Annotated in this window: 15 protein-coding genes, 1 tRNA gene, 1 other RNA gene and 1 other annotated feature; of the genes, 4 read left to right on the top strand and 13 right to left on the bottom strand. The window is 39.9% G+C overall.

The features are described from left to right. Positions 1 to 279 precede the first annotated feature (279 nt). The 7 genes from ACY3XC_RS28435 to tadA form a co-directional block, all read right to left on the bottom strand. On the bottom strand, positions 280 to 543 hold the full coding sequence (locus ACY3XC_RS28435) for a pro-sigmaK processing inhibitor BofA family protein (RefSeq protein WP_464871532.1): 264 nt from the start codon (positions 541 to 543) through the stop codon (positions 280 to 282). Between the two features lie 84 nt (positions 544 to 627). Further along, positions 628 to 846, bottom strand: a complete 219-nt coding sequence (locus ACY3XC_RS28440; protein ID WP_179161642.1) for a YaaL family protein — start codon at positions 844 to 846, stop codon at positions 628 to 630. 143 nt (positions 847 to 989) lie between these two features. Further along, the gene (recR, locus tag ACY3XC_RS28445) at positions 990 to 1,586 is read right to left on the bottom strand and encodes a recombination mediator RecR (RefSeq protein WP_464871534.1); all 597 of its coding nucleotides are present in this window, start codon (positions 1,584 to 1,586) and stop codon (positions 990 to 992) included. Positions 1,587 to 1,656: 70 nt separating this feature from the next. Next, on the bottom strand, positions 1,657 to 1,974 hold the full coding sequence (locus ACY3XC_RS28450) for a YbaB/EbfC family nucleoid-associated protein (protein ID WP_045519285.1): 318 nt from the start codon (positions 1,972 to 1,974) through the stop codon (positions 1,657 to 1,659). A gap of 22 nt (positions 1,975 to 1,996) precedes the next feature. Next, positions 1,997 to 3,685, bottom strand: coding sequence for a DNA polymerase III subunit gamma/tau (gene dnaX, locus ACY3XC_RS28455; RefSeq protein ID WP_464871535.1), 1,689 nt, complete (start codon positions 3,683 to 3,685; stop codon positions 1,997 to 1,999). Positions 3,686 to 3,815: 130 nt separating this feature from the next. Continuing rightward, positions 3,816 to 4,081: signal recognition particle sRNA large type (gene ffs, locus ACY3XC_RS28460), an RNA gene on the bottom strand. 68 nt (positions 4,082 to 4,149) lie between these two features. Next, positions 4,150 to 4,668: a tRNA adenosine(34) deaminase TadA gene (gene tadA / locus ACY3XC_RS28465; RefSeq protein WP_464871536.1), complete on the bottom strand. Its 519-nt coding sequence runs from the start codon at positions 4,666 to 4,668 to the stop codon at positions 4,150 to 4,152. A gap of 127 nt (positions 4,669 to 4,795) precedes the next feature. Here tadA and ACY3XC_RS28470 point away from each other — a divergent pair, with 127 nt between their 5' ends. The 3 genes from ACY3XC_RS28470 to ACY3XC_RS28480 all read left to right on the top strand — a co-directional run bounded on the left by ACY3XC_RS28470 (position 4,796) and on the right by ACY3XC_RS28480 (position 7,649). Then, a complete protein-coding gene (locus ACY3XC_RS28470; RefSeq protein WP_464871537.1) occupies positions 4,796 to 6,082 on the top strand; it encodes a LysM peptidoglycan-binding domain-containing protein in 1,287 nt (428 codons plus the stop codon). Positions 6,083 to 6,289: 207 nt separating this feature from the next. Then, entirely contained in the window at positions 6,290 to 6,937 is a 648-nt protein-coding gene (locus tag ACY3XC_RS28475; protein ID WP_464871538.1) for a deoxynucleoside kinase, read from the top strand. Positions 6,938 to 6,953: 16 nt separating this feature from the next. Continuing rightward, a complete protein-coding gene (locus tag ACY3XC_RS28480; protein WP_464871539.1) occupies positions 6,954 to 7,649 on the top strand; it encodes a deoxynucleoside kinase in 696 nt (231 codons plus the stop codon). 116 nt (positions 7,650 to 7,765) lie between these two features. Here the strand turns inward: ACY3XC_RS28480 and ACY3XC_RS28485 are convergent. The 6 genes from ACY3XC_RS28485 to guaB form a co-directional block, all read right to left on the bottom strand. Further along, a tRNA-Ser gene (locus ACY3XC_RS28485) sits at positions 7,766 to 7,858 on the bottom strand. A gap of 72 nt (positions 7,859 to 7,930) precedes the next feature. After that, positions 7,931 to 9,211 (bottom strand): serine--tRNA ligase, encoded by a 1,281-nt coding sequence (serS, locus tag ACY3XC_RS28490; protein ID WP_179161635.1) that lies wholly within the window; start codon positions 9,209 to 9,211, stop codon positions 7,931 to 7,933. 117 nt (positions 9,212 to 9,328) lie between these two features. Continuing rightward, positions 9,329 to 9,551 (bottom strand) — a binding site (T-box leader). Positions 9,552 to 9,603: 52 nt separating this feature from the next. After that, complete coding sequence (gene pdxT, locus ACY3XC_RS28495; RefSeq protein WP_464871540.1) at positions 9,604 to 10,191, bottom strand: pyridoxal 5'-phosphate synthase glutaminase subunit PdxT; 588 nt, start codon at positions 10,189 to 10,191, stop codon at positions 9,604 to 9,606. A gap of 4 nt (positions 10,192 to 10,195) precedes the next feature. Next, positions 10,196 to 11,080 carry a pyridoxal 5'-phosphate synthase lyase subunit PdxS gene (gene pdxS, locus ACY3XC_RS28500; protein WP_179161644.1) on the bottom strand — a complete coding sequence of 295 codons (885 nt, stop codon included), beginning with the start codon at positions 11,078 to 11,080 and terminating at the stop codon, positions 10,196 to 10,198. Between the two features lie 169 nt (positions 11,081 to 11,249). Further along, a complete protein-coding gene (locus tag ACY3XC_RS28505; protein WP_464871543.1) occupies positions 11,250 to 12,584 on the bottom strand; it encodes a D-alanyl-D-alanine carboxypeptidase family protein in 1,335 nt (444 codons plus the stop codon). Positions 12,585 to 12,758: 174 nt separating this feature from the next. Next, positions 12,759 to 14,225, bottom strand: a complete 1,467-nt coding sequence (gene guaB / locus ACY3XC_RS28510) for an IMP dehydrogenase (RefSeq protein ID WP_464871541.1) — start codon at positions 14,223 to 14,225, stop codon at positions 12,759 to 12,761. 105 nt (positions 14,226 to 14,330) lie between these two features. Between guaB and ACY3XC_RS28515 the strand changes: the two genes are divergently transcribed. Further along, positions 14,331 to 15,272 (top strand): YaaC family protein, encoded by a 942-nt coding sequence (locus tag ACY3XC_RS28515; RefSeq protein ID WP_464871542.1) that lies wholly within the window; start codon positions 14,331 to 14,333, stop codon positions 15,270 to 15,272. Positions 15,273 to 15,497 lie beyond the last annotated feature (225 nt).

Here is a 15,497-nt window from a genome sequence, read left to right on the forward strand (position 1 = left end):
TGGCTTAGCTTTTATAAAAAGCTAAAAAATTGTTTGTTGACGTTCTTGTTTGTTTAGTTTTCAAAGATCAATTTTTCTCTTTCGCTCAAAAGCGACTTTATTAATATATCATAATCAAGTTATTAATGTCAATAGCTTTTTTAATTTGTTGCGTTGTCGCTTGTGACGACTTTTCCTATATTACAGCACAATATAGGATTGGTCAATAGATTTTACTTAATTAAATATAATTGTTTTTAGAGCAGTAAAAAACCGCTGTTTTCCAGCGGCAGTTTTAGATTAGATGATAAACTTTTGAATAGCAGCCAGCGCCACTAATCCTGGAATCCCCAGAAAACCTGATACAGCCGATGTTGCAAAATTAATTGGGACATGAATACCAAAACTATTACCCGCAGTATTTAAGAAGAATAATAGCATTGCTCCAATTAATAATTTGACAACAGCTTGACCAATAAATCTTGCCGGCTTAAAAGGAGCTCCAGAAAACAAAAGAATAAGTACAAGCCCGCCTAATATCGAAATGATTATAATTGGTTCCAATAAAGCTATCCCCCTTCAACTCTTTTTATAACAACATATGTACAAGTTATAAAAAATAGACCTTGTATAGGAATAGCTTAATTTTTACCTTTTAATCCTTACATTTCTTTCTTTTGCTTCCTTTAATAGAAAGAAGTACTTTGCTTGGGCGATTTTCGTCTGACAAATCGCTTCCTCTGAAGGGTCAAAACTTTTATCTAATAATTGTTTTTGCTCCTGCCAATGTTCTTTATACTCCTGTAACTGGGTTAAAAGTTTTTCATCAAACTCTTTCCGAAGCCACCCTTTACGCTTAAAAAACATCGTTATTCCCCCGGTACTTGTCTAGCTGCAGCGCCTAGGGGCTCGGGGTCATAAGCCAATCCGTCAAGAAGGTTAAAGAACAACCTTCTCGCCGGCTCGTCTTATGCCTGTCACCCCTGTGCAAGGCGCTTCCGCTTTTCGGTTTAGATCTCTCTTCTACCCTCGAGAGCTTTTGATAAAGTAACTTCGTCTGCGTATTCTAGGTCTCCTCCAACAGGAAGTCCGTGAGCAATCCGTGTGATCTTAATGCCTGATGGTTTCAGCAAACGAGAAATATACATCGCCGTTGCCTCTCCTTCAATATTTGGATTCGTTGCTAAGATCACTTCCTGTACAGTTTCATCATGTAGACGCTTTAGGAGGTCGGGAATATTAATATCCTCTGGACCAATACCCTCCATGGGTGAAATCGCACCATGTAAAACATGATACTTACCATTAAATTCCTTCATCTTTTCCATCGCAATGACATCCTTTGGGTCTTGAACAACACAAATTGTACTCTTATCTCGGCGTTGGTCTTCACATATATAGCATGGGTCCTGGTCTGTTATATGTCCACAGACAGAACAATAGGTTAAATTTCGTTTGGCATTTACAAGTGCTTTAGCAAAATCGAGCACAGTATCTTCCTTCATACTTAAAACATAAAAGGCCAAACGACCAGCCGTTTTGGGTCCGATACCAGGCAGCTTCATGAAACTGTCAATCAACTTAGAAATCGGTTCTGGATAATGCATTCTTTTATTATTCCTCTCCTAGAAAAGCATATGCGCCTTTAAAAAGGCGCATATGCTTGCTCATCATGAATTAAAATGGAAGATTCATTCCTTTTGTAAATTGGCCCATTGTATTGTTTGTGAGCTCTTCAACCTTCTTTAGGGCATCGTTTGTTGCTGCCAACACAAGATCTTGAAGCATTTCGATGTCGTCAGGGTCTACAGCTTCAGGTTTAATTTGTACGTCTACCACTTCTTTATGTCCTGTTACAATGACAGTGACCATGCCGCCGCCAGCTGTTCCTTCAATCTTCTGTTGACCTAATTCTTCTTGTGCCTCAGCCATTTTCTTTTGCATTTTTTGCATTTGCTTCATCATATTTTGCATATTTCCCATTCCACCACGCATATTTCCTTCAACCTCCATTTTATTAGTCAATTATTTCAACAAATTCCGCACCGAATAAGTTTTTGGCTTCCGCAATATGCGGCTCGTCTTCTGGTTTAGACTCAGAAGATTCTCCTTCAACTAGATGCTGAGTACTTAAGAAGTTTTCTCGAATCGAAACCCATTGCTCTTCTGGTACCCCAAGCACGAGATATCTATTTCCAGTTAGTTCTTGAAGAGCAAGCGTAATCGTCTCGATAAAACGGTTATTATCCATGGCCATTTGACAGTGAATTTCATGTTTAAATTTTAAAATAAAAGCATTGGCTGAAGCAGCAGCAGGCTCTGCTTCATTCAATAAAGCTGCATGAGATTTCATTAATCGACCTCTCATTTCACCCCATTTGCTTTTAATTTGATTTAAATCATTCTTTGTCGCATTCTTTAATACTTCATTTATCCTTCCAACAGCAGGCTGGAATCCTTTTCTTGAACTTCTTTGTGCAGGCTTTTGCGCAGCCTGTGGCGCTGCATCTTGGACAACTGCTGGTCCATTCATTTTTAACTGTTGTAGTTCATGCTCAAGCTGTTCTAGTTTGGCAAGCAGTTGAGACATTTGTCCAGAAGGCATTTGCTCCTGCTGTTTTACCTCTGTTTGACACAGCTTAACAATCGCAACTTCTAAAAAGATCCTCGGATGGTTGGTCCATCGCATATCCTGTTGAGTTTTATTTAACAATTCAATAAGCTGGTAAATCTGATCATAAGGAACAGACTCAGCAATTTGACGGAACTCCTCATCTAACAAGACTCTATCTAATGACTCTTCAAGATTTGGTGCTGTTTTATATAACAGTATATCTCGGTAGTATAAAATAAAATCCTCGATAAATCTTGAAGGATCCTTCCCATGAAATAACAATTCCTCTAAGGCTTCTAAACCGCTGGCTACATCCTTGTCCAGAACTGACCTTGCAAGCTTGTTTAAGAATCCTTGTGAGACAGCTCCAGTTACTGTTAAAGCATCTTCAACTGTCACGCTTTCCTGGCTAAAGGAAATAGCTTGGTCTAAAAGACTTAATGCGTCACGCATACCGCCTTCAGCCGCTCTCGCAATCATTTTTAGAGCATCCTCTTCGCAATTAACCCCAGTTTCTTCGACGATTAACTTCATTCGATTTACAATGGATTGTGCTGTAATCCGTCTAAAATCAAATCGTTGACACCTGGAGATAATGGTTAGCGGTATTTTATGAGGCTCAGTCGTAGCTAAAATGAAGATAACATGCTGAGGCGGTTCTTCCAATGTTTTTAACAAAGCATTAAAGGCACTAATCGAAAGCATATGCACTTCATCAATAATATAGACCTTGTAGCGAACAGAGGTTGGTGCGAACTTTACCTTATCTAGAACATCCCGCATTTCTTCCACTCTCGAGTTGGAAGCTGCGTCAAATTCAAGCACATCAGATATCGTTCCATTCGTAATTCCCTTACAGGCAGCACATTCATTGCAGGGTTCAGAAACGGGTGCTCGTTCACAATTTACTGCTTTAGCCAATATTTTCGCTGCACTTGTTTTACCAGTTCCTCGCGGCCCATTAAATAAATAGGCATGGGAAATTTTTTGTTGAAGTAGGGCGTTTTGCAATGTTTTCGTTACATGTTCTTGTCCTACTACATCAATAAATTGCTGAGGACGCCAAACACGATATAAAGCCCGATAAGCCAAAACATCGCCCCCTCCAAAGTTTCTCTCCTAACCATTATAACTTAACCCTTTTCAATTTTTCAATTTTTCTAGGTGAATACAAAAAAACTCATCTCTTCAATGAGATGAGTTGCTTTTACATTATAAACTGCCGTGCACCTTCCGTCGACTTCGCACCCATAGGCGCTGCTTAAGCAGTTAGCTCGGCCCAGGCCACCCTGCGGCACATGGGAGCTTCCACTTAATGCTGCTTCCTTCCGGACCTGACATGGTTCATGGATTCCCATTGCGCAGGACCCGGGCGTCAACACCACTTACTTAAGGCGGACCCTACAGGATACCAGCCTCGGGAAGGGATTCAGCCTCGCTAGAGCGGATTGCGAGTACAGGGCACCGCTACCTCCCCGCCTAGCACGGCAAAGTTGATAATAATTTTAGGCGCCTTATCTGACGCCTTTTTAGTATACTAACTTTCAACAAAAAAATCAATCTTTATCAATTGTAAATTCCTGTAAAGACTGTTTTTTTACTATTTTCCTTTGTTTTCGGAGCTTACGAAAGAAGTCAGAAAGTAACTGACCGCACTCTGCTTCCAGCACACCACGCTTTACTTCACTTTGATGATTGAACCGTTCATCCTGCAGGAGATTCATAAACGTTCCAGCGCATCCTCCCTTTGGATCTGATGCACCAAAAACTACTCTACTGACCCTCGATAGGATAATCGCTCCTGAACACATTGCACAGGGCTCTAGTGTGACATAAAGATGTGCATTTTCCAGACGCCATGAACCCGTTTCTTTACATGCTTGTTCAATCGCCAGCAGCTCTGCATGGGCAACTGCACTTTGTTTACTTTCACGTAAATTATGTGCACGGGAAATAATTTTTCCATCGATAACGAGGATTGCTCCAATTGGCACCTCTCGTAAATCTTCTGCCTTCTTCGCTTCCTTGATAGCTTCTTTCATGTAGTATTCATCAGTAAATTCTTCAATTGCCATGAGGATTACCGCCTTACATTATCTTCATCATTTCAATACGTAAGATTGATATTTTTTCCATTATATCATGAATCAATCCTATCACTCATATAATAGATGTAGCGTTCTTGCTTAGGAGGGGAAGAATATGCAAATTCATGTTGTGAAAAGTAATGAATCATTAACGACCATTGCGAGGGCCTACAATACAACCGTGAATGATATTGTTGAAGCAAATGACATCCCTAATCCAAATAATCTTGTCGTCGGTCAAGCAATGGTGATTCCGATCGTTGGCAGTTTTTATTATGTACAGCCAGGAGACAGTCTATGGTCTATCGGGCAAAAAACAGGCGTGCCTTATCAACAAATTGCCTCGGTTAATCGTATTTCATTAAACCAGCAGCTCTATGTTGGATTTCGTCTTTATATCCCGCAGGCACCAAAAAGAAGAGCAGAATTTAATGCCTATGTAGAACCCCGTGGCACATCTGTAGCCCCAATCTTAGAAAGCAGCGCACGGGAAGCAGCACCCTATTTAACTTACCTGGCCCCATTCAGCTTTCAGGCTCTAAGGGATGGATCTTTAAAGGAACCCTTATTAAATAATTTTCCAGCCATTGCGAGAGCCAATCGAAATGTTTTAATGATGGTCATCAATAACCAAGAAAATGATCAATTTAGTGATGAATTAGGCCGTATTTTACTTAATGATATCCCAATTCAAGATAAATTCTTAAATAATATTGTGGCTACTGCAAAGAAATACGGGTTTCGAGATATTCATTTTGATTTTGAATTTTTACGGCCCGCAGACCGTGAAGCCTATAACGCATTTTTACGAAAGGCAAAGGCACGGTTCCAAAGGGAAGGCTGGTTAATGTCAACTGCTCTTGCCCCTAAAACAAGTGCTACACAAAAGGGAAAGTGGTATGAAGGCCATGACTATCGGGCACACGGTCAGATTGCTGATTTTGTTGTTATTATGACCTATGAGTGGGGCTACAGTGGCGGTCCTGCCATGGCCGTTTCCCCCATTGATCAGGTTCGAAGAGTGTTAGAATATGCGATAACGGAAATGCCCCCAAATAAAATTATGATGGGACAGAACCTGTATGGATACGACTGGACACTTCCATTTGTTCAAGGCACTGTAGCAAAAGCAGTAAGTCCACAACAGGCAATTGAACTTGCAGCTAGATACAAGGTTCAGATTCAGTATGATACAAAGGCACAAGCTCCTTTTTTCCGATATACTGCTGAAGATGGCAAGCGGCATGAGGTTTGGTTTGAAGATGCCCGCTCCATTCAGGCAAAGTTTAATTTGATTAAAGAGTTAAAGATTCGCGGTATGAGTTATTGGAAACTTGGCTTAGCATTTCCGCAAAATTGGCTGTTAATTGTTGAAAATTTCAATGTGGTTAAAAGAAGTTAATATCATTACCTCCATAAACTGCCGATATTCGGCAGTTTTTTCATATAATCGACATTTATATTTCTTCTTCAATAATTTCCATATCCCTTCCTGCGGCAGATTATGATAATATAATATTTGTGCCTTTATTGAACTTTGAATAAGTACTTCCGGCATATTGCTGGTTAAACATAGAAATTGCAGGCAATTGGAGAAGGAGGACATGCAATGGGGTATACTCCCTTTATAACCGTTGAAGGGCCGATTGGTGTAGGTAAGACATCTCTCGCAAAAGCCATTTCAGATCAATTTAATTTTGCTTTATTAAAAGAAATCGTTGATGAAAATCCATTTTTGGGGAAGTTTTATGACAATATCGAGGAATGGAGTTTCCAAACGGAAATGTTTTTTCTCTGCAATCGCTATAAGCAATTAGGGGATATCAATACCCACTTCTTAAGTAAAAGTCAGGCTGTTGTAGCAGATTACAATATTTTAAAGAACTTAATTTTTGCCCAGAGGACTCTAAACCCCGTTGAATATCAAAAATACTATAAAATATATCAGCTCCTAACAGAAGACATGCCAAAGCCAAATGTAATTATCTATCTCAATGCGAGTCTTGATACTCTGCTAAAGCGAATTAAAATACGAGGACGCGAAGTAGAGAAAAATATCAGTCCCTTATATTTAGAGCAGTTATCGATTGATTACGAACAAACGATAACGAGCTTTGAGCAAACACATCCTGAAATTCCTGTTCTTCGTTTTAATGGTGATGAATTAGATTTTGTAAAAAATGAAGATGATTTAAATTTTATTATTGAAAAGCTTATAGGCTCATTAAAAAAAAGCAGCACGACTAACACAGTATGAGAATTGGGGGATGTAAGTGAGTATCGTTATTGGTGGTATGATAGGTCTTGGTAAAACAAGTGTAGCTGATACATTAAATGCACATTTTCAAAAAAGCGGCATTGAGAGTAAGGTCTTTTATGAGACTGTTGATGATAATCCAATTCTTCCTCTTTATTATGAATTAACACCTGAGGAACTAGATGCAAGAAGAATTCCCTTCCTATTACAATTGTTTTTCTTAAATAAACGTTTTAAAACGGTAAAAGATTGTGTAAGTTGGAGAGAGCCTATTTACACCATTCAAGATCGCTCCATTTACGAAGATTGGTATTTTGCTTATGTAAACAAAAATCTAGGAAGAATTTCTGAACTTGAATTTAAGATATATGAAGATTTAGTTGAAAACATGATGGAAGAGTTAAATGAACTTCCTAAAAAAGCTCCTGATTTAATGGTTTATTTAAAAGGCTCCTTCGATACGGTAATTGATCGTATTATGGCCCGTGGCAGAAGCTTTGAAATTAACCCGGAACTGAAAGAATATTACTTTGAAGTTTGGAAGGGTTATGATGAATGGGTTATTAATAACTATAATGCCAGTGATGTCTTAATTATTGATATGGACAATACGGATGTTGTTAAAAGGCCTGAAGATGCGATAAGAGTATGTCGTGAAGTGGATGAGCGATTAAAGGAAATTTTAAATATGACAAAAGCACATATTGGGTAATCCAATATGTGCTTCTTTTTTATTATTTGAAAAAATGCATAAAAAAAATCCGCCCAATTGCTTGGGACGGATTTTATCTCCAGTTTTATGCGCGATTATATTAAAATTAAAATTAATGGAGGAGGAAGAGGGATTCGAACCCCCGCGCGGTATGACCCGCCTGTCGGTTTTCAAGACCGATCCCTTCAGCCAGACTTGGGTATTCCTCCGTGTTGACAAGATATAGATTAACACAGTAATCTAATCGTGTCAACAAATTAATAAAATAAAATTATTTTTTATTATTCTGGAACGATAACCTCTTTATTTCCCATATATGGACGTAACACATTCGGGATAACCACACTGCCATCCTCCTGCTGGTAATTTTCTAAAATAGCCGCAACAGTCCGCCCAATAGCAAGCCCAGATCCGTTTAGTGTGTGGACATGCTCAGGTTTTGCCTTTGGATCACGGCGGAAGCGAATATTGGCACGACGCGCCTGGAAAGCTTCAAAGTTACTGCAAGAAGAAATCTCTCGGTAGGTGCCATAGCTTGGAATCCAAACCTCAATATCGTACTTTTTGGCAGCCGTAAAGCCGAGGTCACCTGTACACATGCTTAACACACGGTAAGGTAGCTCGAGTAATTGAAGGACACGCTCTGCATCACTTGTCAGTTTCTCAAGCTCCTCGTAAGAATCCTCTGGCTTAACAAACTTCACTAGTTCCACCTTGTTGAATTGGTGCTGGCGAATTAATCCCCGCGTATCACGTCCAGCAGAACCAGCTTCAGAACGGAAGCATGCACTGTACGCTGCAAAGCGGATTGGAAGCTCATCTCCGCTTAATATTTCATCACGATGGAGATTGGTGACAGGCACCTCTGCGGTTGGAATTAAGAAATAATCTTCATTTTCAATTAAGAATGCATCTTCTTCGAATTTTGGCAGTTGTCCAGTACCTGTCATGCTCGCACGGTTGACCATATAAGGCGGTAAAATTTCTTTATAGCCATGTTCATCCACATGGAGATCAAGCATAAAGTTCATAAGTGCACGCTCTAAGCGGGCCCCAAGCCCTTTATAAAAAACAAAGCGGCTGCCGGTAACTTTGCCCGCACGTTCAAAGTCAAGAATTGCCAAGTGGTCCGCAACGTCCCAGTGCGGCTTCGCTTCAAATTCAAAGTCGCGGACATGACCCCATTTTCTAATTTCAACGTTATCATCCTCTGTTTCACCAATTGGAACACTTTCATGGGGAATATTCGGAATGCTCATTAACAACAAATCAAGGGTTTCCTCGACACTGCGGAGCTCCTCATCCAACACTTTAATTCTATCTCCTACCTCACGCATTTCCACAATAAGATGGTCAGCATCGGCTTTTTCACGCTTTAGTGCTGCAACCTGCTGAGAAACCTCATTCCGCTTACTTTTCAATTGTTCAGCCTCAACAATTAAATCACGTCTGCGCTGATCTAAATCCTCAAATTTACCAAGGTCTGTTAGGTCCTCCCCACGGTGTTGAAGTTTTCCCTTAACCTCTTCAAAATTAGCTCTTAATACTTTAATATCTAACATCTTTATCGCTCCTTTATTATAAAGCGTAAGCGCCTTGTTCAGGGGCTTATGACCCCGAGCCCCTAGGCGCTGCAGCTAGGTTAATAAAAAATAAATACAAAAAACTCCCGTCCCCAAAACAGGGACGAGAGTTACCCGCGTTACCACCCTGGTTGACAGCTATTAGTCTGTCCACCTTGAAAAAAATTAACGGTTTTTACCGAAAGTACTTACTGACCCATATAGGGTGTTCCGCACCTTACTCGAGGAGGGATTCACAAGCTTCAAACACCGATTCACACCAGCCACCGGCTCTCTTTAGAATGAACTTCCTGTTACTAGTTCCTCTCATTGCTTTCACTTTTATTTATTTATTAAAAATTTACTATAATTATTCGCAAAATGCAAACAAATTATACCAATTGTTTTGCTTTTGCTTCCTTTACCATGTCAACAAAATAAGCCGTAAGCTCATGCTTATCTGTTAATTCTGGATGGAATGAGCAGCCAAGGAATTGGCCTTCGCGTGCGGCCACAATGCGGTCATTGTGCTTTGAAAGAATTTCTACTTCTGAACCAGCTTCAACAATGTGCGGTGCACGGATAAAGACTGCAGGGAAACTGTCAGCTACATCCTTAATCGCGAGGTCAGCCTCAAAGCTATCGACCTGGCGTCCAAAGGAGTTTCGTTCGACCGTAATGTCCATCACACCAATATGAGGCTCGTGGCCTACTAGGTTTTTAGCTAATAGAATAAGACCTGCACATGTACCGAACATCGGTTTACCTTCCGCAGCAAATTCCTTAAGTGCATCCATGAAATTATATTTATCAATCAAGCGGCGCATCGCAGTGCTTTCACCACCGGGAAGAATCAAGCCATCTACCTCTTTTAATTCTTCTATTCGCTTAATGGCAACAGCTTCGACCCCACATTCCTCAATAGAGCGAATATGTTCACGCACAGCACCCTGTAAGGCAAGGACTCCTACTTTAACCATGATCTTACCAGCCTCTATCCTGCATGCGTGCTTCAGGAGCTAGTGAAGATATCTCAATACCTTTCATTGGTGTTCCTAGGTCCTTAGAAAGCTCAGCAATCAATTTGTAGTCTTGGTAATGAGTAGTAGCTTCCACAATAGCTCTTGCAAACTTAGCTGGGTTCTCAGATTTAAAAATTCCTGAACCTACGAATACACCGTCGGCGCCCAACTCCATCATCAATGCCGCATCAGCAGGAGTTGCAACACCGCCAGCTGCAAAGTTAACAACCGGAAGGCGGCCAAGACGCTTAATTTCAAGAAGTAATTCAAATGGTGCTCCTAATAGTTTTGCTTCTGTCATAAGCTCATCTACATTCATTCCTACTACTTTACGAACTTGTCCATTCACTTTACGCATATGGCGAACAGCTTCAACGATATTACCTGTTCCAGGCTCGCCTTTCGTACGAAGCATGGAAGCTCCTTCCCCAATCCTGCGGGCAGCCTCACCAAGGTCGCGGCAGCCACAAACAAATGGAACAGTAAAGTCACTTTTATATAAATGATATTCTTCATCAGCAGGTGTTAAAACTTCACTTTCATCAAGGTAGTCAACACCCATTGCTTCAAGCACACGTGCTTCTACAATATGTCCAATTCTTGCCTTCGCCATTACTGGGATTGATACTGCATTTAGAACCTCTTCAATAATCCTTGGGTCAGCCATTCTGGCAACACCGCCAGCTGCACGGATGTCAGATGGTACACGCTCTAGAGCCATTACAGCAACTGCGCCAGCCTCTTCAGCAATTCTTGCCTGCTCCGCATTTACAACGTCCATGATGACGCCGCCCTTTTGCATTTCGGCCATTCCGCGTTTTACTCGATCTGTACCTGTTTTCATGATAAATCCCCCTTGTAAGTTCCATTTTTATAAATATTGCAAAAAATTAACGTATAAATTTAGGAAATATTGTTAATTCATTCGGAATTAGATTGTTTCCATAAAATAATTAAAGCAACAAAAAAGGATTCCTGTCAAGACAAGAATCCCTTTGCTATATATTTCCTATTTATTAAAACCAACCTTTAACCGTGTCAGAGATGCCTCCCCAAAGATCTCCAAAGAATCCACCGATTCCTCTCATCATCAAAACGAACCAATTTGCCTTTTCAACATCCTCAGCTGCAATGACATCAACGGTAATATTGTTCTGCCCTTTATCTGTTAAAAACCCTAAACTTTCAGCGTCTTTAGGTTGAATGGATAAAGTTCCAACCTTTTCACCCTTTTTAATAGGTGCCGTAAGTTCGCCTTGTTTATTAACCTTCTTTTTATCGAGTGTTAAAACGGTTTTGAAATTATCCTTTTCCCCGTTCTTTACAACCATGTTAACAGCATCTTTTGTATAAATTTTCACTTGATCCTCTTTACCCTTGATTACAGGTAAAGTCTTATTGCCTTTAACTTGATAATTCTTTGGTATAATCTCTTCTTTTTTAAAATTATTAAATGCGAAGTCTAGAATCTTTCTTGTCTCTTTAAATCTTTCAGATTGGGAACCTGTATTCATAACAACAGATATAAATCGTTGACCATCTCGAATAGCTGTTCCTGTAAAGTTATAACCTGCAAAAGGGGTGGAACCTGTTTTTAAACCATCCAAACCATCATAAACGAATTGTTGATAATTTGGGTAATCCGCTGCAAGTTCTTCGTATCCTTCCAACATCCAGTTCCAGTTGTCCATTACAAATTCATCTTCCGTACCCTTTGCAAAAATCTTTTCTGGTATGCTGGATGTTTTCAGTACCTCAGGGAAGTCATGTAATAAATGGGACGCTAATGCGGCAACATCCTTTGCAGACATGATGTTTTCCTCATCAGGGTCACCCACTATTTCAGGAAAATGCTTTAAAATATCACGATTATTTAAACCTGAAGAGTTTACAAATTTATACGTTTTTAGACCAAGCTCCGCTGCCTTTTTATTCATCATTTCTACAAACTTTGCTTCAGATCCTCCAACAATTTCAGCAATGGCCATTGTAGCAGCATTAGCGGATTCAATCGCCATCGCGGCATACAAATCTTCTACCTTATACTTTGCTTCAACACGCAAAAAAACATTACTTAAACTATTGTCATGCGACATTTTAGAAAGTTCAGGAGAAACTACATACTCTTGATCCCACTTTACTTTCCCTTCTTTTACAGCTTCTAAAAGTAAGTATTCTGTCATCATTTTTGTCATACTTGCAATTCCCAGAGCAGTTTCAGAATTCTTTTCGTACAGAATCATGCCCGTATCTGCATCAACTAATATAGCTCCAGATGCATTAACATCTAAACCCACAGTTTCTGCCTCTGCTTTATCTATGCCTGCAAAAAGGCTAAAAATCAAGATCATTGCCAAGGAACTGGCGATAAGTTTCCGATAAAAAAGTCTATTCACAATAATACCCTCCAACGATTTTGTACACTTTGGTTATTTTAACATAACTAAAGTTCAAATCATAGACAGAGGATTGGACTATCTTTTTACAAAAAAAAGACAGAGAAGGCAGTGCTTCTCTGTTTTAGCTTAAGATAATGAGTAATTCGGAGCCTCTTTTGTAATTTGGACATCATGAGGATGACTTTCCCTTAGTCCTGCCCCTGACATTTTTACAAATTGAGCATTATTTCTTAATTCTTCTAGGTCTTTTGTTCCACAATAGCCCATTCCAGAGCGTAAGCCGCCGATTAATTGGTAAATGGTTTCAGCTAATGGTCCTTTATAAGGCAGGCGCCCTTCGATTCCTTCAGGAACAAACTTCTTATTATCCTCCTGGAAATAACGATCCTTTGAACCCTTTTCCATCGCTGCTACAGAACCCATGCCACGATATACCTTAAAGCGGCGTCCTTGGAAAATTTCAGTTTCTCCAGGGCTTTCGGTAACACCTGCAAGCATGCTTCCCAGCATAACAGCATGACCGCCTGCTGCTAGTGCCTTCACGATATCGCCTGAATACTTAATGCCGCCGTCTGCAATGATACTCTTGCCGTGTTTTCTAGCCTCTGTAGCACAGTCATAAACAGCTGTGATTTGCGGCACGCCTACACCTGCAACTACTCGTGTCGTACAAATGGACCCTGGTCCGATTCCGACCTTCACGACATCCGCCCCTGCTTCAATTAATGCCGCAGTAGCTTCTCCCGTTGCCACATTCCCTGCAACGATTGTTAAATCAGGATATTGACCTCTTATTTCCTTAACGGTATCAAGTACACCCTTTGAATGACCATGAGCTGTATCTACAACAATAACATCCACATTTGCCTTTACCAGCTTTTCAATCCGCAGCATCGTATCCTTTGTTACCCCAACTGCTGCACCAGCTAATAAACGCCCTTGCTTATCCTTTGCTGAATTTGGGAACTCAATTACCTTTTCAATATCCTTGATGGTAATTAACCCTTTCAAAACACCCTGGTCGTCTACTAGCGGAAGCTTTTCAATTTTATACTTTTGCAGGATCTTTTCAGCCTCTTTTAAAGTGGTTCCTACTGGAGCTGTAACGAGATGTTCTTTTGTCATCACATCTGAAATCTTATAAGAGTAATCTTGAATAAAACGCAGGTCACGATTGGTTATAATGCCAACTAGTCTCTGCTCTTCAAGATTATTCACAATTGGCACTCCTGAAATTCGATATTTGCCCATTAAATGCTCGGCATCAAATACCTGATGCTCTGGGGTTAAGTAAAACGGGTCGGTGATAACACCACTCTCAGATCTCTTAACTTTTTCAACCTGTTCAGCTTGCTGTTCAATTGTCATATTTTTATGGATAATGCCCAGTCCACCCTGCCGAGCCATTGAAATCGCCATTTCTGCCTCTGTTACGGTATCCATCCCTGCACTAATAATTGGAATATTTAGCTTCACCTTAGGCGACAACTCTACTTGAAGATTTACATCACGCGGCAGTACTTCTGATTTACCAGGTATTAATAGGACATCGTCAAACGTTAAACCTTCTTTAGCAAATTTACTCTCCCACATTTTTATGGCCTCCAGGAAAAAATTTTTAATTGTAGGTTATCAATTGGACAAAATACTGTCAAGGAGAACGATTTAGTCTAATTTTTCTGAAAAAGGTGATTACCATTGGCAGCAAACTTTAATGGATGGAAAAGCTATGCAAGTTTTTTTTCTGCAGAGCATTGTCAGACCTATTTAAAAAGCAATTATAAAAAGTGGAATATCGATAACCCTGAACAAAAGAGCTATGAAAACTGCTATGCCTTTCTTTATTATCTCGAGCATGGGCAAATTTATTATCAACAGGCAGAAAATGCACCGCTTATCCTAAAACCAATCTTACTTTTTTATGGTCTCGTACATTTAATTAAAGCATGTATATTAACGATAGACCCGGCATATCCGGAAACGACATCTGTTTTAGCTCATGGAGTTTCAACTAGGAAAAGAAAAAAACAAAATTACCAATTTTTCCAAGACGAGGTGAAGTTTCAAAAGAACGGACTTTTTCCATTTATGTCAGAGAAAATGTTTCATATGAAACGTTTGGAAGGGGATAAAATTACGATGGAAGAGCTGTTAGAGCTCATTCCCGAATTAGATGACCTGTTTATGAAACATGAGTCAAAAAGCATTTTTACACCCATATATACTCTGCATGGGCAATTGGCAGTACCAGAAAAAATATTGGATCAATATCATATGACAGAGGAAAGATTGAAGGAGTTTCTTACATCAAAATCAGGAAATCAGATTGAGTTTTCAAATGAAGGGCTCTTGTTTCAATTCAACAAAAGTACGTTTACGGGAATTTCACCGATTAAATTTAATCTAGAAAACGGTTCTTTTGTGCTGCCGCTTAAAAAGGAAAATTTATTTGTTTTCCCCGAGCTGATGGTCCATTATCTCTTGCTTTATAATTTAAGTATGATTGCAAGATATGAAACGGAATGGTGGAGTGAGCTAACCAAAATGATGCCGAATCGAGATTATCCCTTCATAAAAACATTTTTAGAGATTACGCTGCATAAAGGGCCGTTTTTGATATATGAGTACTTGATGAGTTAGGATATTAGGAAAAGGTGACTTCATGGGCATGGTATGAGAGCTATTCGTTACCGTTTTCTTTAAAAGTGTCGCTGTACGGGCACGAATAGCTTCTATTCGTTACCGTTTCCTTTAAAAATGTCGCCGCGCGGGCATGAATACCTGCTATTCGTTACCGTTTTCTCTAAAAGTGTCGCCGCGCGGGCACGATTCTCGATCCACACATTTTATTTACAACCTATTGTC

This window comes from Bacillus sp. CZDM1, assembly GCF_055502545.1.

Coding starts and splice junctions, on each gene's coding strand:
- ACY3XC_RS28440 (WP_179161642.1), bottom strand. CDS start 846: ATGTTTTTTAAGCGTAAAGGGTGGCTTCGGAAAGAGTTTGATGAAAAA.
- recR (WP_464871534.1), bottom strand. CDS start 1,586: ATGCATTATCCAGAACCGATTTCTAAGTTGATTGACAGTTTCATGAAG.
- ACY3XC_RS28450 (WP_045519285.1), bottom strand. CDS start 1,974: ATGCGTGGTGGAATGGGAAATATGCAAAATATGATGAAGCAAATGCAA.
- tadA (WP_464871536.1), bottom strand. CDS start 4,668: ATGGCAATTGAAGAATTTACTGATGAATACTACATGAAAGAAGCTATC.
- ACY3XC_RS28470 (WP_464871537.1), top strand. CDS start 4,796: ATGCAAATTCATGTTGTGAAAAGTAATGAATCATTAACGACCATTGCG.
- ACY3XC_RS28475 (WP_464871538.1), top strand. CDS start 6,290: ATGGGGTATACTCCCTTTATAACCGTTGAAGGGCCGATTGGTGTAGGT.
- serS (WP_179161635.1), bottom strand. CDS start 9,211: ATGTTAGATATTAAAGTATTAAGAGCTAATTTTGAAGAGGTTAAGGGA.
- pdxT (WP_464871540.1), bottom strand. CDS start 10,191: ATGGTTAAAGTAGGAGTCCTTGCCTTACAGGGTGCTGTGCGTGAACAT.
- ACY3XC_RS28505 (WP_464871543.1), bottom strand. CDS start 12,584: ATGATCTTGATTTTTAGCCTTTTTGCAGGCATAGATAAAGCAGAGGCA.
- guaB (WP_464871541.1), bottom strand. CDS start 14,225: ATGTGGGAGAGTAAATTTGCTAAAGAAGGTTTAACGTTTGACGATGTC.